The organism is Bacillus sp. FSL P2-0069 (genome assembly GCF_038593315.1).
Classification (GTDB): Bacteria; Bacillota; Bacilli; order Bacillales; family Bacillaceae; genus Bacillus; species Bacillus safensis.
This window is the reverse complement of record NZ_CP151984.1, coordinates 1,134,722-1,150,766: the sequence shown is the minus strand read 5'-3', so window position 1 is coordinate 1,150,766 and position 16,045 is coordinate 1,134,722. Positions and strand designations below refer to the sequence as shown.

The 16,045-nt window shown below is 42.5% G+C and carries 22 protein-coding genes and 1 riboswitch; of the genes, 9 read left to right on the top strand and 13 right to left on the bottom strand.

Annotated elements, in window-relative coordinates; genetic code table 11:
* Positions 1-122 precede the first annotated feature (122 nt).
* Positions 123-1,301, bottom strand: coding sequence for a cystathionine beta-lyase (gene metC / locus NSQ34_RS05780; RefSeq protein ID WP_268436414.1), 1,179 nt, complete (start codon positions 1,299-1,301; stop codon positions 123-125).
* Positions 1,298-2,416, bottom strand: coding sequence for a methionine biosynthesis PLP-dependent protein (locus NSQ34_RS05775; RefSeq protein ID WP_024426452.1), 1,119 nt, complete (start codon positions 2,414-2,416; stop codon positions 1,298-1,300). Before NSQ34_RS05775 ends, metC begins: the two co-directional genes overlap by 4 nt.
* Positions 2,417-2,494: 78 nt before the next feature.
* A riboswitch (SAM riboswitch) is annotated at positions 2,495-2,616 on the bottom strand.
* Between the two features lie 221 nt (positions 2,617-2,837).
* Here NSQ34_RS05775 and NSQ34_RS05770 point away from each other — a divergent pair.
* From NSQ34_RS05770 to NSQ34_RS05760, 3 genes are read left to right on the top strand one after another with little or no spacing between them, the layout of a single operon-like run.
* Positions 2,838-3,578: an esterase family protein gene (locus NSQ34_RS05770; protein ID WP_268421374.1), complete on the top strand. Its 741-nt coding sequence runs from the start codon at positions 2,838-2,840 to the stop codon at positions 3,576-3,578.
* A gap of 52 nt (positions 3,579-3,630) precedes the next feature.
* Positions 3,631-4,146 (top strand): YjcG family protein, encoded by a 516-nt coding sequence (locus NSQ34_RS05765; RefSeq protein WP_039177859.1) that lies wholly within the window; start codon positions 3,631-3,633, stop codon positions 4,144-4,146.
* A gap of 6 nt (positions 4,147-4,152) precedes the next feature.
* Entirely contained in the window at positions 4,153-4,587 is a 435-nt protein-coding gene (locus NSQ34_RS05760; RefSeq protein WP_024426455.1) for a GNAT family N-acetyltransferase, read from the top strand.
* Between the two features lie 82 nt (positions 4,588-4,669).
* On the opposite strand, the gene NSQ34_RS05755 is transcribed toward NSQ34_RS05760, so the two are convergent.
* Positions 4,670-4,927 carry a hypothetical protein gene (locus tag NSQ34_RS05755; RefSeq protein WP_024425007.1) on the bottom strand — a complete coding sequence of 86 codons (258 nt, stop codon included), beginning with the start codon at positions 4,925-4,927 and terminating at the stop codon, positions 4,670-4,672.
* A 126-nt stretch (positions 4,928-5,053) separates the two neighbouring features.
* Between NSQ34_RS05755 and NSQ34_RS05750 the strand changes: the two genes are divergently transcribed.
* Positions 5,054-7,366, top strand: a complete 2,313-nt coding sequence (locus tag NSQ34_RS05750; protein WP_342501050.1) for an ATP-dependent helicase — start codon at positions 5,054-5,056, stop codon at positions 7,364-7,366.
* A gap of 16 nt (positions 7,367-7,382) precedes the next feature.
* Here the strand turns inward: NSQ34_RS05750 and NSQ34_RS05745 are convergent, their stop codons facing one another.
* The 5 genes from NSQ34_RS05745 to NSQ34_RS05725 all read right to left on the bottom strand — a co-directional run bounded on the left by NSQ34_RS05745 (position 7,383) and on the right by NSQ34_RS05725 (position 8,890).
* Positions 7,383-7,640 (bottom strand): stage VI sporulation protein F, encoded by a 258-nt coding sequence (locus NSQ34_RS05745; protein ID WP_034282022.1) that lies wholly within the window; start codon positions 7,638-7,640, stop codon positions 7,383-7,385.
* Between the two features lie 138 nt (positions 7,641-7,778).
* Positions 7,779-7,913: a YjcZ family sporulation protein gene (locus NSQ34_RS05740; RefSeq protein WP_034282023.1), complete on the bottom strand. Its 135-nt coding sequence runs from the start codon at positions 7,911-7,913 to the stop codon at positions 7,779-7,781.
* 84 nt (positions 7,914-7,997) lie between these two features.
* Positions 7,998-8,219: a hypothetical protein gene (locus tag NSQ34_RS05735; RefSeq protein ID WP_034282024.1), complete on the bottom strand. Its 222-nt coding sequence runs from the start codon at positions 8,217-8,219 to the stop codon at positions 7,998-8,000.
* 87 nt (positions 8,220-8,306) lie between these two features.
* Positions 8,307-8,435 carry a hypothetical protein gene (locus NSQ34_RS05730; RefSeq protein ID WP_255290946.1) on the bottom strand — a complete coding sequence of 43 codons (129 nt, stop codon included), beginning with the start codon at positions 8,433-8,435 and terminating at the stop codon, positions 8,307-8,309.
* A 71-nt stretch (positions 8,436-8,506) separates the two neighbouring features.
* Positions 8,507-8,890 carry a DUF1360 domain-containing protein gene (locus NSQ34_RS05725; RefSeq protein ID WP_254001648.1) on the bottom strand — a complete coding sequence of 128 codons (384 nt, stop codon included), beginning with the start codon at positions 8,888-8,890 and terminating at the stop codon, positions 8,507-8,509.
* Positions 8,891-9,024: 134 nt separating this feature from the next.
* Here NSQ34_RS05725 and NSQ34_RS05720 point away from each other — a divergent pair, with 134 nt between their 5' ends.
* The 5 genes from NSQ34_RS05720 (at position 9,025) to NSQ34_RS05700 (ending at position 11,677) form a co-directional block, all read left to right on the top strand.
* Positions 9,025-9,420, top strand: a complete 396-nt coding sequence (locus NSQ34_RS05720; protein WP_223250954.1) for a spore coat protein — start codon at positions 9,025-9,027, stop codon at positions 9,418-9,420.
* A gap of 44 nt (positions 9,421-9,464) precedes the next feature.
* Positions 9,465-9,800, top strand: coding sequence for a hypothetical protein (locus NSQ34_RS05715; protein WP_034282321.1), 336 nt, complete (start codon positions 9,465-9,467; stop codon positions 9,798-9,800).
* Positions 9,801-9,888: 88 nt separating this feature from the next.
* Complete coding sequence (locus tag NSQ34_RS05710; RefSeq protein ID WP_034282028.1) at positions 9,889-10,392, top strand: spore coat protein; 504 nt, start codon at positions 9,889-9,891, stop codon at positions 10,390-10,392.
* A gap of 146 nt (positions 10,393-10,538) precedes the next feature.
* On the top strand, positions 10,539-11,030 hold the full coding sequence (locus NSQ34_RS05705) for a CotY/CotZ family spore coat protein (protein WP_003211658.1): 492 nt from the start codon (positions 10,539-10,541) through the stop codon (positions 11,028-11,030).
* 203 nt (positions 11,031-11,233) lie between these two features.
* Entirely contained in the window at positions 11,234-11,677 is a 444-nt protein-coding gene (locus tag NSQ34_RS05700) for a CotY/CotZ family spore coat protein (RefSeq protein ID WP_041110159.1), read from the top strand.
* 35 nt (positions 11,678-11,712) lie between these two features.
* On the opposite strand, the gene NSQ34_RS05695 is transcribed toward NSQ34_RS05700, so the two are convergent.
* From NSQ34_RS05695 to NSQ34_RS05675, 5 genes are all read right to left on the bottom strand, one after another.
* Positions 11,713-12,402, bottom strand: coding sequence for a CotO family spore coat protein (locus NSQ34_RS05695; RefSeq protein WP_268456267.1), 690 nt, complete (start codon positions 12,400-12,402; stop codon positions 11,713-11,715).
* A 114-nt stretch (positions 12,403-12,516) separates the two neighbouring features.
* Positions 12,517-13,293, bottom strand: coding sequence for an enoyl-ACP reductase FabI (gene fabI, locus NSQ34_RS05690; RefSeq protein WP_254001646.1), 777 nt, complete (start codon positions 13,291-13,293; stop codon positions 12,517-12,519).
* Between the two features lie 150 nt (positions 13,294-13,443).
* A complete protein-coding gene (thiD, locus tag NSQ34_RS05685) occupies positions 13,444-14,247 on the bottom strand; it encodes a bifunctional hydroxymethylpyrimidine kinase/phosphomethylpyrimidine kinase (RefSeq protein ID WP_254001645.1) in 804 nt (267 codons plus the stop codon).
* A 16-nt stretch (positions 14,248-14,263) separates the two neighbouring features.
* Positions 14,264-15,277, bottom strand: coding sequence for a thiazole biosynthesis adenylyltransferase ThiF (locus NSQ34_RS05680; protein ID WP_176967518.1), 1,014 nt, complete (start codon positions 15,275-15,277; stop codon positions 14,264-14,266).
* Positions 15,274-16,041: a thiazole synthase gene (locus tag NSQ34_RS05675; protein WP_176967519.1), complete on the bottom strand. Its 768-nt coding sequence runs from the start codon at positions 16,039-16,041 to the stop codon at positions 15,274-15,276. The genes NSQ34_RS05680 and NSQ34_RS05675 overlap by 4 nt, the downstream gene beginning before the upstream one ends.
* Positions 16,042-16,045 lie beyond the last annotated feature (4 nt).

Genomic DNA, 16,045 nt, shown 5'->3' with positions numbered 1-16,045 from the left:
TCAGTTCTGGGCTTTCTGTTACTGACAGTCTCTATTATATAACCATCATATTAAGCCGTCAATGGTTTTGTTCAAAAAAGGTCAAAAAGCCGGCGGCTGTGCCGGCTTTTTTCTCTCCTTCTTTATGATTGGTTCACAAGGACGGGCTTTAGTTGATCGAGTGCTTGTTTGAAGTCGCGTTTGAGGTCTTCTCCGTTTTCAACTCCGACACTTAAACGAAGCAGCCCATCTGTAATCCCTCTTTTTTCTCTTTCTTCTTTTGGCATAGCCGCATGTGACATTTTAGCTGGATACGACAGAATGGATTCAACGGCGCCGAGGCTGACGGCGAATACAGGTAATGTGACGGCATCCACCAATTCTTTGACAGCCGCTTGGTTTTCTAGTTCAAATGAGAGAACGGCTCCAGCTCCGCTTGCTTGCTTGCGCTGAATGTGTGCCCCAGGATGATCGTCTAAGCCTGGGTAGTATACTTTTTTCACCGCAGGATGTTCTTTTAGAAATGAAGCTAGTTCGAAGGCCGTTTGGCTTGCTTTTTCTAATCTCACCTGAAGGGTTTTTAACCCTCTTAACACAAGCCAGCAGTCCTGCACGCCAAGGACCGCACCGAAGGAGTTTTGCAGCGAATAAAGTTCCTCTCCCAGCTTCTCATCTTTCACCACGGCTAAGCCTGACAGCACATCACTGTGGCCGCTTAAAAATTTCGTTGCGCTGTGCAGAACAACGTCAACACCAAGGTCAAGCGGACGCTGAAACGCAGGGGTTAAAAACGTATTATCTAAGAAAGTCAGACAGTTATGCTCTTTCGCAAGCTGGACAACACCTTCAATATCTGTAATCCCTAGTGTTGGATTTGACGGTGTTTCCATGTAAATGACCTTTGTATTTGATTGAATGCCTCTTTTGACTTCATTCAAATCGGTCATGTCCACGAAGGTATGCTCAATTCCAAATCTTGAAAGAACTTGGGTGATCATTCGGAAAGTCCCGCCGTACACATCTCTTGTGACAAGGACGTGATCTCCCTTTGATAATAGAAGAAAAGCGGTTGAAATGGCTGCCATGCCTGATGCAAAGGCAAGCCCTCTCGTTCCTCCTTCCAGCGCTGCAATCGTATCCTCTAATGCTTGACGTGTCGGAGTTCCCGATCTGGAGTAGTCATATTGGCCAAATTCATCGAAGCTGCTTTGATGAAATGTGGATGCATGCTGAATCGGTACACTGACTGCACCTGTTGAACGGTCTGTTTTAAACGCATTATGAACGAGTTGTGTTTCGAGTGTCCAATCGTGTGTGGTCATTTGGCGTGTACCTCCTCTTTTACTTGTGATAGTGCCTGTTTCAAGTCTGCTTTCAGATCATCTACATGCTCGATGCCAACAGAGAAACGGAGCAGCTTGTTACATACACCGTTTGCAATGCGAATCTCTTCTGGAATATCCATGTGCGTTTGTGTTGCAGGATACGTAATGAAGCTTTCGACTCCGCCAAGGCTTTCAGCAAAACAAATCGTTTTTAGCTGCTTTAAAAATGGATTGACCCAGTCCTCTTTAGCTACTCGAAATGACAGCATGCCTCCCTTTCCTGGATAAAGGACATCTTGAATTTCTGGCTGTTTCTTTAAAAACTCAGCCAGCTCCTTCGCATTTGCCTCGTGCTGGCGCATTCTAAGAGCCAGTGTTTTCATTCCTCTCATTAAAAGCCATGAGTCAAATGGTGATAGAACCGCTCCTATCGCGTTTTGATGCTGGAACATGTCTTCAGACAGCTGCTCTCCTTTTGTGACCACAAGCCCGGCAAGAACGTCATTATGTCCGCCTAAATATTTGGTTGCGCTATGAATGACAATGTCCGCTCCAAGCGTAATCGGCTTTTGCAAGACTGGTGTGTAAAAGGTGTTATCGACAATCACCAAAGCGCCATGCTCTTTTGCAATCTTCGCTATTTTTTGAATATCTGCTTCCTGCATCAGTGGATTTGTCGGTGTCTCAATAAAGACCGCTTTTGTGTTTGGCGTGATTTTAGAGCGTAAACAGTCTTCATCTGAAAAATCGTCATAAAGAAAACGCAGGCCGTACTTTTTCCATTCGTTTTCAAACAAACGGTATGTACCGCCATATAGGTCTGATGAGACGATGAGTTCATCTCCGCTTTCAAATAGAGCCATGATCGTTTGGATTGCCGCCATTCCCGAACTGAAGGCAAAACCGGCCGTCCCTTCTTCGAGTGAAGCAATTGCATCCTCTACAAGCTGTCTTGTTGGGTTTTTCGTTCGAATGTAATCAAATCCTGTAGATTCCCCTATACCTCTATGTCTATATGCTGTCGAAAGATAAACGGGAGGACTGACAGTGCCAGTCACCTCTTCGCTACGGTTTCCAATCTGCGCTAATTTCGTTTCCACATGTTCTGTCATTTGACACCATCCTAAGTAAAAATCTGATTTCAAAACAGAAAACCCCTTCTTCATAAGAAGAAGGGGTTTAATCGCTTCCTCTTATCTTCCAAGCAAAAAAGCTGCTTGCTGGATTTAGCACCTTGGTACATCACATGAAGTGATGCATACCGGTTGCTGAGGTTTCAAAGGGCCAGTCCCTCCACCTCTCACGATAAGAATGTGTTGTCTGTCTGTTCTAATTCTTAATACTGTAACCCATTAAATCTCATTTTTCAAGGGGAAATGTCATGATTAATTAAAATTTTCTGTATTTTATAACAGAATCGATGTTATACGGTTTGATTGCATGTTAGCATATAGGAACAACGCTGTTTTTCGTGTTACAATGAATGGAAACGTTTCACTTTATGATGAATTTGGTTAGCTGGAGGATTGGATTATGGTGAAGAAAACAGGAATCATTCAAGAAGAAACCTTACAGTCAAAAGAACTTGGGGCGGACATGACCATTTTGATCTATTTGCCAGTCAATTACTCCCCCCTTTATACATATCATGTCATCATTGCCCAGGATGGTCATGATTATTTCCGCCTAGGCAAAATAGGCAGACAGGCAGAAGAATTGATGCAAAACAAAGAAATGGAACGCTCGATTATCATTGGTGTTCCTTATGAAAATGTCACGGAAAGACGAAACACGTATCATCCAGAAGGTACAAAGTTTGAAGCGTATAAACGCTTTTTAGCAAATGAACTGGTTCCTTATATTGATCAACACTTTCCAACCTATCAAATTGGATCAGGACGAACGTTTATTGGTGATTCACTTGGTGCGACGATTTCCCTTATGACAGCCATTGATTATCCTTCTTTATTCGGCGGGCTGATTTTGCAGTCCCCTTACGTTGACGAGTCGGTTCTAGAAGCCGTCAAACAGTCGACAGCCCTTTCTCATTATGCCATTATCCATCAAATTGGGCTTGAGGAAACGGCTGTGAAAACAACAGATGGCCAGGTGCTTGATTTTGTTCAGCCGAATGAAGATTTAAAGGCCCTTCTTGAACAATCTGGTGCGGATTATTTATTTGAGACATTCGAAGGGGATCATAAATGGACGTTTTGGCAGCCGCTCATTGCGCCTTCGTTAAAAAGAATGCTCCCATATTCGTTAATCAACTGAATTTTGTTATAATAAACAATAATAAATACTTTCTTATTCAGGAGGGAACATGATGAAATACGGAGTTGTTATATTTCCATCAAAAAAATTGCAAGATATTGCGAACTCTTACCGGAAGCGTTATGATCCGAACTATGCACTCATACCGCCTCATTTAACATTAAGAACACCTTTTGAATTAACGGATCTAGAAGCGGCTGAGGTCGTCTCAACGTTAAGAGATTATGCAAAAAATGCTTCTCCTATTACGTTACGTATTAAAAAATTCAGTTCATTCGCTCCTGTAAACAACGTCATTTATATGAAAGTAGAACCGAACGAGGACATCATGGCGCTCAATGAAAGATTGTACGCAGAGCCACTTGCTGGTACACCTGAATATGCCTTTGTTCCGCATGTGACAGTCGCTCAAAAACTATCCGATGATGAGCATTCAGACGTACTTGGCACATTAAAGCTGAGAAAAATTGACCATGAAGAAACAGTGGATCGCTTCCACCTTTTATATCAATTAGAGAACGGATCTTGGACCGTCTATGAAACATTTATTTTAGGAGAAGAGGGTTAAAGACATTTGAAAACAGTCATCGCAACAGAACAAACACAACGAGAAGATGCATACTATGTTCGAAAAGAAGTATTCGTAAAAGAACAAGAAGTTCCAGTAGAGATCGAAATAGATGAACTAGAGGACAAAGCCACCCATTTTGTCATTTACAATGATGACAAAAAACCTCAGGCGGCTGCTAGACTGCGGATCATTGAGGGATCAAAGGCAAAGCTTGAACGCATTTGTGTGTTAAAAGAGGCGCGCTCCTTCGGCCTTGGCCACAAACTATTAGAGGCGCTAGAAACAGAAGCGATTGCAAATGGAGCAAAAGAAGCGGTGATGCATGCCCAAGTCCAAGCTCTTCCTTTCTACGAAAAGAAAGGCTACAAAGCGGTTTCTGAACCGTTTGAAGAAGCAGGGATCACACATGTCAAAATGACAAAAACGCTGTCTGTTTGACCAAAAGAAAAGCCAGAGCATTCAAGATGCTCTGGCTTTTTCTTTTTCATTATCGTTCGCCACAGGAAGAAAGCGCAATCATTTATATATACGTATTGATATGAATGCCCTTGCCTTCCTCCATAAACATATCTCGTACAAAGCGTTCCCGCTTTTTTTGCTGTACTTTCGTTTCCGCTTCTGTCACTAAGTCCTCTTTTTTCTCCAGCTCTCTGTATATCTTGTCATGAAAGGTGCGAGTAACCTTTGTTACTTTCGCATAGTCTTCTTTATCTTGAGGAGCTGGACGATTGATATATTGAAAATACAGATCCGGCTGAATCGGGGCTATATATCCCATCAAGAACGCCTCCTTTGCTTCTCTTCTATTCTACTATTCCCTAATTATGACTGTTTGAAACACGCCTCATTTGATATGATTAGATGTGTTTCATTTTAAGATTGATTGACTATTGGAGGACTAGCTTTGAAATGCGCACGACGACATGATCGAACGATCTCATTACATACGTATTCGAGAGAACACTATCAATTCCTCCATGACGAGGGAAAAAAAGGACAATTATTCTGCCCATATTGCGGACAACCGGTCTTTTTTAGATTAAATATACATGATGAACCTGCCTTTATTCATAAGCACATGTCTCAGCAAGAGATTTGTGAAAAAGCTGAAGAACAAGCAGATCATCATCAAACGGCTGAACAAGAGGAAAAGGCTTCCTATAAAGAACTTGGCGGCTTCCGTTTTCCAACCGGCAAACAGATCATCTCGCAAACGAGCGAATCATATGACTGGCAGGAACCAAGGTCGATTCAATTTAGCGACGCCTTACATTTAGAAGAGAATGAAGAAGTTCATACGATCGACCTCTTCCCGCATATCACCTTTAGCACACCGCAGCTTCAAGCTGTCACACATTTAGATGGTCCGATGCTTGTGCTGGCTGGTGCCGGCAGCGGGAAAACAAGAGTCCTGACGGCTAGAGCGGCTTATCTCATGTCCCATCATCATATTCCTGCTCACCATATTTTACTCGTAACTTTCACCACAAAAGCGAGCAATGAGATGAAAGAAAGACTGCGCAAGCAATACCAGCTTCATCCTTCACAAGCCAGCCAAGTAGTGACAGGCACCTTCCACAGTCTTTTTTATAAAATGCTGCTTCACGATGACGCAAACAAATGGAACGGCCAGCATCTGATCAAGTTTGACTGGCAAAAGGAGCAATACATTCGAAAAGCCATGATGAATGAAGGACTTGATGAGAAAGACTACCCTACCGATCAAGTACTGCAATCGATCGGCTATTGGAAAAATGCTTTTTTACCAGGTGAACTTCCTGATTTGAAAGATGAAAAGGAAAAACACATGTGGACGATCTATCAATCATATGAACAGCAAAAACGAGATCATCAGCAATTTGACTTTGATGATATGGCGATTGCCTGCTTACATATGCTGAAAGAACAGCCAGAACTGCTAAAACGGTATCAAGAACGATTCCAATATATTTTAGTGGATGAATTTCAGGATATTAATCCAGTGCAATATCAATTAATTCAGCTTTTAGCCGGAGAATCAGAGCAGTTATTTTGTGTAGGCGATGATGATCAAGCCATTTACGCCTTTAGGGGTAGCAATCCTGCTTTCATTCTTGAATTCAAACAGGACTATCCTTCGGCTCAGATCGTCCATTTACATGCGAATTACCGGTCTCACCATACGATTGTCGCAAGTGCTGATGCGATTATTAAGAAAAATCAGCATCGTTATGAGAAGACGTTAAAAGCCGTGCGCGCGGAGAAAATTCCTCCGACGCTCTTCTATCCATATGACGAAGAAGAGGAAGCGACCATGATTGTCGCAGATATTCAGGAGAAAATTAAAAATGGTGCAAAGCCGAATGACTTCTGCGTGCTGTTTCGAACGAATACAGGCGGCCGTGCGATTTATGAACGGCTGCATCAATCGGCGATTCCATATGAGACGGATGCTGGCGTCAAAGCCTTCTACAGCAGACGAATGGTTCGGGTTCTTCTCGCCTTTCTTTCCTTAAGTCAGGATGCAGATGATGTGGCCGCCATAAAACAGCTGCTGCCGGTTTTCTTTTTAAAGCAGCAAACCCTGAATACACTAAAGGCACTGACCATCACAGAAGATTGCTCAATGGTAGAAGCGCTCGGAAAACTGACAGATATACAGCCGTTTCAACAGAAAAAGCTGCAATCAATCGTTCCTTTGTTCCGAACGTTACGTACATTAAAGCCATCGGACGCGGTGGCATTTATTGAACAAAAGATGGGACTCGGGGATTATTTAAAAAAACGGGTGAACGATACGAATGTACTTGAAAAAGGAGCGGATGATGTACGTGATGTGAAAACAGCCGCCAAACGCTTTGAAACGATTGAAGCCTTTCTCGCACATGCCGAACATATGAAGTCTGCCGAAAAGGAAAAAACAGATGAACCCGGTGTTCAGCTCATGACGATCCACCGCGCAAAGGGACTTGAGTTCCAGACAGTATACATCACTTGTGTGGTCGACGGGGCACTGCCCCATGATTTCTCACTGGATGAACTCAGAAACGGTGATGAAGAAGCGCTGGAAGAAGAGCGCCGTTTATTATACGTGGCCATGACAAGAGCTGAACAATCTCTTTATCTGTCTGTTCCATCATTTAGACGAGGAAAAACGGCTCATCGTTCTCGCTTTTTATATCCTCTTCTAAAGAAAAACCGTGAATTATTTACGCAAAAACAACAGGCCCCCCTTTAAACGGAGAGCCTGTTGTTTATTTTTTGTTGTTCATCATTTTAGAGATTGTATTGAAATCAAGCTTTTCTTTTCCACTTGTAATCGATTGAACGATTTTGTCTTCCATTTCTTTAGGTACACGTTTGTTCGCAAGCTGCGCTACTTTTTTAATGACACCTCGAACGGTATTCTCATCTTTAAAGTTGGCATTTTGCAAAGAACCTGCAAGTTTAAACACATCATTCATATTCACACCGGTTTTGTTTTCTACGCTTTTAAAGAATTTATTATCCATTCATTTGCCTCCTCTTTGTGGAGTAATCACCTTACTATATGAAAATAGGCGAGATATGTGCCTATCCTAAAGCCTTGTTTGATCAAAGAGAAAGGAAAGCAAAAGGCTTCCCCCTTGCTTCCCTCACCTTCTTACTTTTTAGTAGTTAAAGAAAGAAGCACCAACGATAATTAGAAGGATGAAAAGCACAACGACAAGAACAAATGTTGATCCATATCCGCCGCCGTAGCCACCTCCGTAGCCGCCGCAAGAACCGCCACCGTAACAACTCATATATAAGCACCTCCTCTTCTCCCTTACAAAGTATGAAAAATGAAAGAAATGGTTTGGACGATCACATAAAAAAGTGCGGAATTTTTATTTCTGCTGTTTAAATACGTAATCTGCCTCTCTATGACGCATCATGAATGCTTCTGTTTCTTTCGCAAAAGCCTCCATCTTCACGCCAAATTCTTTTAAGTGCTCCTCAAGATCATTCGCTTTATCCGTTAGATCCATTTCAGCCTTCTCGTGCGCTTGTTCTTTCCCATCATGGGGTTTAGTGAACAAGGAACCAATTAATTGTTCGAATGCATCCATTCTGGTCACCCCTTCCCTCTTACATATGCATCACTCAAAAAAAGGGCAACAAAAAAACCGGATAAATCCGGCTTTTGTTTTTCTCTTCTATTGAGGTTTCTTTTTGTTTCCACAGCCGCAGCCTGTTTTCTTGATTTTCTTCGTATATACAGATTGTTGATTTGACTGCGCTGGATAACCTTGAAGCGTATGTGACGGCGTTTCGTTTGGTTTCATCGCAACCCTTCCTTTCCTATTCCATGATAGTATATGCATTTGTTGAAAGCGTGTCTGATCAGAATGCCTGTTTATTTCACAAGCTTTGAGACGACCGCTTCAATGATGCCTGCTGCTGCGGCAATCGCTAATAGTAAATTAAGCCACATGCTGATGACAGGAAAAAATATGTATATCAGAAGTAAGGCAGCAGTGCACCATATGCCAGTACACCAATAACAGCTTAACAGTTCTCCAACCCAAGACCGCAGTCCTTCCCCTTTAATGATGATATATGTTTCGACCTCACCTTGTTCGTTTACCTCTTCCTGTTCTTCATGAAATAGACGGCGGAAAGGGGCCGTAATGGTATCAAACACAATCAGTCTCGTCAGTCTAAAGGATGCGAGGGCAAACACGACAAATGACAAAGCACCGCTCAGAAGCCTCCACCTCCTTCTTTCTTCTTTTTCCATCCTTTCTTTATATATGCAAGAAAAAAGATCGTCATGATGAATCGAGCGGAAATAAAATTGGGTTGTACTTTTTCACACTTTCCGATTCCACCTTGCGTCCTTGCTGCATTAAATAATGTATAGATAAGAAAGGAGTGAAAGTATTGTCTATTGAAGAAAGTGCTGAAATATTATATACACAACTGTTAAACGAATTAATCAGCAATTATGATGATTTCATTGAGATCAAAGATTCCGAAAATGTCACAATTCATAAAACAGATGTAACAGCTGCACTCTCCCTTCAAGCGACCGTAACGACAATCATTACTCTTTTAATCCAAATTCTTGTACCAGACGATGAAGTGGCTGCCGACATCACAGATCAGCTTTTATCCACACAACAAGTGACAGTCCAAAAGAAAACTGTGATTCAAATCATCAACTGCCATAACATTACGATTACATTATCAGATGCATCCATTATGAACTCCGTCCAAATTCTCACTCAAACATTGAATGTACTCTTAGTTGAAGCCGGCATTCTTTGACCCTTTCTTTTTCTAACATGACGTATGAAAGAGGTGAAATCATCGTGGCTGAAGAGAACGAAAAAAAGGAGTTTCAAATCAATACTGATATTGATCCATTAACAAGTCTTCTTGTCAGTGATGTGTTAAACAAAAACAATATTACTGATGATCAGAAAGCAAATATCTCAGATGATCAAAGAAGAATGATTTTGAAATTAGTGGAGGACTTGCAAAAGAAAGCAAATGATTTCGTAGAACAGCAGCAGGAGAAAAAAAGGCAGGCTGAGGCAGCAAAACAGCCGGAACAAGTAGAGCCTGAACCAAAAGTACGTCCAAAACGAAATTCACTTCGAAATCGTATTCAGCAACGCCGTGATGCGCAGCGTAATAACGATTAAATAAAAATGGGTTGCCTGCTAGGGTAAATGCCCGAGACAAAACCACGCATTCCAGCATTTAATAAAGTAAACGGAAGGAGGAATAGAAATGGATTCTAAACCATATTCTTGGGTCGCTCTAGATCGTAACTGTACACACCATGGACACCACGGACACCACAGACACCACGACGATTGCAACTATGAAAGAAAAGCACTTTGTGACGACTATTATGATGATGAAGATGTCTTACAAGACTTGGATCAAGTAAGTTTCACAAAGCAGACATCTGAAGAAGTCATTATCGTCAGAGACTCTTGTGACATTAACGTCTCTTCTGTTGATGCACAGGTTGCAGCATCTATCCAAGTAGCGATTCAAACAGCGATCATCACTATTACAAATATCTCAATCGCTGACGGTGATTTGGCAGACCGCGTTACGCAGGATCTTTTACAAGCCGCTACTCACAAACAAACAAACCGCCAAAAACTTGTCATCGAAAATTCAAGAAACGTTACAGTATCTACAATCGATGCGGACATCTCTATCGCAATCCAAACACTTACTCAAACACTTGTTGCAACAATCGTTGCAATCGGTATCCTCTAATGTACAAAAGCAGAGCGAAAAGCTCTGCTTTTCCTTTTATCAAAATACATCAAATATAAATGGTCATTTACCCACACCAACTAGAGGGCGCATACATATGTTGTTAAGGACTAAAGTCAAATACCTTGTTAAAGGAGCTGAAATCCATGAGCTGCGGAAAACACCATGGCCGACATGATGAAAACTGTGTATGCGATGCGGTTGATAAGATTTTAGCAGAGCAGGAAGCTGTAGAAGATAAATGTCCTACGAGCTGCTACAGTAATTTATTAAGCCCAACAGTTTCTGGAAAAGATACGATTCCGTTTTTACTTTTTGATAAAAAGGGCGGGTTGTTCTCTACTTTCGGAAACATCGGAGGATTCGTTGACGATTGCCAATGCTTCGAATCTATTTTCTTCCGGGTTGAAAAATTACACGACTGCTGTGCTACGTTATCTGTATTAAGACCTGTTGATGTACACGGACATACGCTAAGCGTATGTCACCCTTGTGACCCTGACTTCTTTGGTCTAGAAAAAACGGACTTTTGTATTGAGGTTGATCTAAACTGCTTCTGCGCAATCCAATGCTTAAACCCAGAGCTTGTCGACAGAGTCATGCCATCAAAAGATAAAAAGCATCATCACCACGGCTAAATCAACAGGCCGCTCATCTAACTTGTCATGAGTCAAAGCATCCCCTTCCTCACGAATGACAGCCAATCATGCGGAGCAGTCAGCATAAGAAGCGGCTGCTTCCGCATTGGTTAAAAGTAGATGCATGAGCCGGCAAAGATAGCTTGAAGATGATGACAGTGCTCAAACACTCAAACAAATTTCCTAGTATAGGAGGGTTGAATATGAGCCGCAATCATTCATGGAGCTGTGTAACAGAGGCTGTTGAAAACATTAGCGACTTGCAAAATGCTGTCAAAGAAGATTGCCCGACCAGCTGTTACAGCAATCTCCTTTCTCCATCACATTCATTAGGTGACACTGTCCCGTTTGTTCTCTTTACATCCAAATCAAAACCATTCGTCGCATTCGGAAACGTCGGAGAAGTAGATGCAGGCCCCTGCTTCAGTACTGCATTTTTCAGAGTCGAACATATCTGTGATCACTGTGCAACACTCAGCTTGCTTATCGCATTTGACAAAGACCGTCATATTTTAGATTTTACAGATAAAGATTCCCTATGTGATGTGTTCCGATTAGAAAAATCGAAGTATTGTGTTGAAGTAGACCTTAACTGCTTCTGCGCAATTGAGTGCCTAAACCCAAGACTCATCAATCGTAACTGCTAACAAAAAAAGTCCCTAAATGGGACTTTTTTTATTAGTTAAAAACCTAGCGGGTGGATGGAAGAAATCTCAGCAATCGCTAATTCGACTGGATTTCCCCCGCCTGCTGTACGAATGATCACAGTATCATCTTTTCGATCCATGATGATCCCTCGATATGTTTTACCATCAGCTTCAATCAGACAAAGAGCCCTTGGCATATTATGAGGCAGTCTTGTGAGAAAATCGACTTTTTCATCAATACTCATCTGACTTAAAGGCTTTTTCACTCGTTTTCTTCTTGGTTCTTCTTTTGTTTCATGAAAGACACCTTCTGGCTGGTTTCCCTCTTCTTCTTGAGGCTCTCGCTTTTGTATGAGCTCTGGTTCTTGTGTGATCTCTTGTTCCTGCGCAGGCTCGGCTTCTTGTGTATCCTCTTGTTCCTGTGCAGGCCCTGCTTCTTGTGGGATCTCTTGTTCTTCTGTAAACTCAGCTTCTTGTGTTATTTCTCGTTCATCATGTTGAAGTTTAGGCGGCTCGGCTTCTTTTTTATGCTCTATTTCTTGAGCTGCAGGTTCCTCCTGCTTGCTTTCTTTGATCACATCTTTTGCATTGGACTCACTTTCTGGCTGTTTTTCTGATTTCTTTCGCTTTCTCACAATATTTTGCATGGCCGGCTTTGATTCTTGATAGCTCGGCTGAACAATATACATCAGCGGCTTTTGATTCTCATCACCTTTATTTGACATACTAATCCCTCCCGAATGATTCATTCCTTATATATATGAACGGAGGCCTCAAATCAGAAGAAAAATAAAAAAACAGCATACCCTTCATCGGTATGCTGCAAGTCTTGTATTCGTTTAGCGGGCAATGATATGGAAGCCAGAATCAACATGCAGATTCTCACCTGTCATGCCGCGAGATAGATCACTGAATAAGAATAGAGCTGTATCGCCAACTTCTTCAGGAGTTGTTGTACGGCGGAGCGGTGCACGCTCTTCAATATCCTTCAGAATGGTATTAAAGCCGCTGATGCCTTTTGCAGATAACGTACGAATTGGACCAGCAGAAATACTGTTCACGCGGATGCCTTCTGCGCCTAAATCAGCTGCTAAATATTTCACACTTGCTTCAAGTGATGCTTTCGCTACACCCATTACGTTGTAGTTTGATACAACACGCTCTCCGCCTAGGTATGTAAGCGTCACAATGCTTCCACCCTCTGTCATTAATGGACGTGCTGCTTTTGCTACAGCAGTTAATGAGTATGCACTAATATTGTGCGCCAAAAGGAAACCTTCACGGTTCGTGTTCAAGTATTCGCCAACAAGCTCTTCCTTGTTTGCAAATGCAATGGCATGCGCAACGCCATGAATGACTTGTACTTTTTCTTTAATTGCAGCGAAACATTTTTCGATTTCTTCGTCACTTGTCACGTCACATGGAAGAATAATTGAATCATCACGCTCAAGTGTGCTTGCCAGATCTTTTACCGATTCAGCAAGACGATCTCCAACATAAGTAAAAATCAAACGAGCTCCAGCTTCATGAAGTGAGCGGGCAATTCCCCAAGCGATGCTTCGTTTATTGGCAACACCCATCACCACGATATTACGGCCTTCTAAAGAAAAGTTCATATGTAATAAAGCCTCCTATTTTTTCAAGACATAGTATTAGTACCTGATCATAATATTATCATAGATCATAAGAGAATGACAATTTCCGCTGAAAGAAAGTTTCATTTTCGCGAAAAAACCGCCCTCACAAGTGAAGACGGTTCGATTCCGTTATCGTTTGATTCTGTTTTGCTGATAAGCAAAATGGTTCGTAGGTCCATGTCCAGATCCAATACGTAAAGGGAATTTAATGGCTTCATGGACAAAGGTTTCTGCTGTTTCAAAGGCTTCCTTCATCGAATATCCTTTCGCAATTTCAGCTGTTAATGCTGCTGCAAACGTGCAGCCTGTACCATGTGTATGCGGTGTATCAATATGTTCATTTGTGACTTCAATAAAGCCTTTTCCATCATACAGCAGGTCTGAAATCATCCCATCAGATGGACCATGGCCGCCTTTGATCACGACATGTTTCGTGCCAAGCTCATAAAGACGCTCCGCTGCCACATAGCGGTCCTCTTTCGTCTGAATACGTATGCCTGTTAGTACTTCTGCCTCAGGAAGATTCGGTGTTACAGCATAGCTGACAGGCAGCAAGTGTGTTTTCATCGCAGAGACCGCATCTTCATTTAATAAAGAGGCTCCTCCTTTTGCGATCATGACTGGATCTACAATCAGCTTCATTTCATATTGAACCGTTTTTTCAGCTACGATTTTGATCATGTCTGCACTCCACAGCATCCCTGTTTTGACGGCATCTGGCAGTAAGTCTTTTGCCACTGCATCTATTTGACGCTCTAACGCCTCAATTGAAAGCGGGTATATCCCGTGAACACCTAGTGTGTTTTGCGCAGTAATCGCTGTGATCGCAGACATTCCGTACACACCGAGCTCCTGAAAGGTTTTCAAATCTGCCTGAATGCCTGCTCCGCCGCCAGAATCAGAACCCGCGATTGTGAATGCTTTTTTGATCATTTCTTCACACCTCTCATTAGCCAATCCATTGATGATAAATGGTTCTTGCTTTGGCAATATCATTCGTACCATGAACAAGTGCTCTGCCATCTTTAAATAAGACAAGTTTAAATTCATCCTTTTGACACGAAAGCAAATATGGATTCTCAAGCACATCCAATCCTGCTTTCTTTAACCGAAGAGCAACTTCATGTAAAGGCGGCGGTGTTTCTGCTGCACTGCGGATTTGTACCGTATTGCGGCCGCATAGTACATCTGCCTTCGCTCTCTTGTCATATGAAAGAAATGGATAGGTCTTCAGTCCACAGCTTGGACATTGCTTCTTCTTTAAAGACGCGGCCGATCGAATATCAGACCGTTCATTTTTCCATAAATCGAAGGATTTTAAAATTGGCGTCACTTGATGTCCTGTTAAATATTTAAGTGCATCTGCCCCTTGATATGCGGCCACCTGCTGCACAACTGGACTGATGATACCTGCTGTATCACATGTCATGCCTTGTGCGGGTAAATGTTCAAGCAGACAGTGTAAACACGGCGTCTCACCAGGAATCACAGTGAATTGAATGCCGTAACTTGCTACACAGGCCCCATAAAGGAACGGAATTTGATGTTTGACAGCGGCATCATTTGCGATCATTCTCACCTCAAAATTATCCGCTGCATCGACAATGATTGAAGCCCCGCTGACAAGTTCGTCAATATTGTGAGCAGTCACATCGATTACGATTCCTTTGATGTGCACATCACTGTTTACTTGCTTGAGTCTTTTTTCAGCCGCCACAGCTTTTGGCAGCCGATCCTTCACGTCTTGCTCCGTGTAAAGCTGCTGACGCTGAAGGTTGCTCCATTCAATATAATCTCGGTCCAAAATGGTGACAGAACCAACGCCGGCACGAACGAGCATTTCAGCACTTGCGGTTCCAAGTGCCCCCGCTCCAACAATAACTGCCTTTGAGTCATTTAGCCGCTTTTGACCCTCTGTTCCGATTGGCTGAAAAAGCTCCTGGCGTGAATAACGAGTGCTCAAAATGACGGCATTCCTTCCTGTGGACTGCTCGCTGTCCCATAGTTTTTTAGCGGAATACGTCCTGCCTCAAAGCCTAGTCTTCCTGATTCAATCGCCAGTTTCATTGCTTTTGCCATTTTCACAGGATCCTTTGCACCGGACACAGCGGTGTTTAGTAATACAGCGTCAGCTCCAAGCTCCATCGCATAAGCTGCATCCTTCGGAGAACCTACGCCAGCATCAACAATGACCGGCACCTTCGCCTGCTCGATAATAAATGAGAGATTCAGAGGATTTAGTAAGCCTTGGCCTGAACCAATCGGTGAAGCACCAGGCATGATGGCATGGACACCGAGTTCTTCTAATTTTCTTGCCAGCACCACATCATCAGATGTATATGGCAGCACGATAAATCCTTCTTCGAGCAGCATTTCAGATGCTTTTAATGTTTCAACTGGATCTGGCAGAAGAGACCTTGAACAGCCAATGACTTCTACCTTGATCATGTCACAAAGCCCAGAAGCCTTTGCTAAACGGGCAATACGCACTGCCTCTTCTGCTGTACTTGCTCCAGCTGTATTCGGAAGCAGCGTATATTTTGATAAATCAAGCTGCTCCAAAAAATTAGGCTGAGATGCTTCGAATATGTTCATTCTTCTGACAGCAAAGGTTAAAATTTCGGCTTCTGATACGTTCACCGCTTCTTTTTGAATTTCAAATGATGGGTACTTCCCTGTTCCGAGTAATAGTCTTGATGTGAATGTTTTTCCGCCAATGTGCAGCATTGGG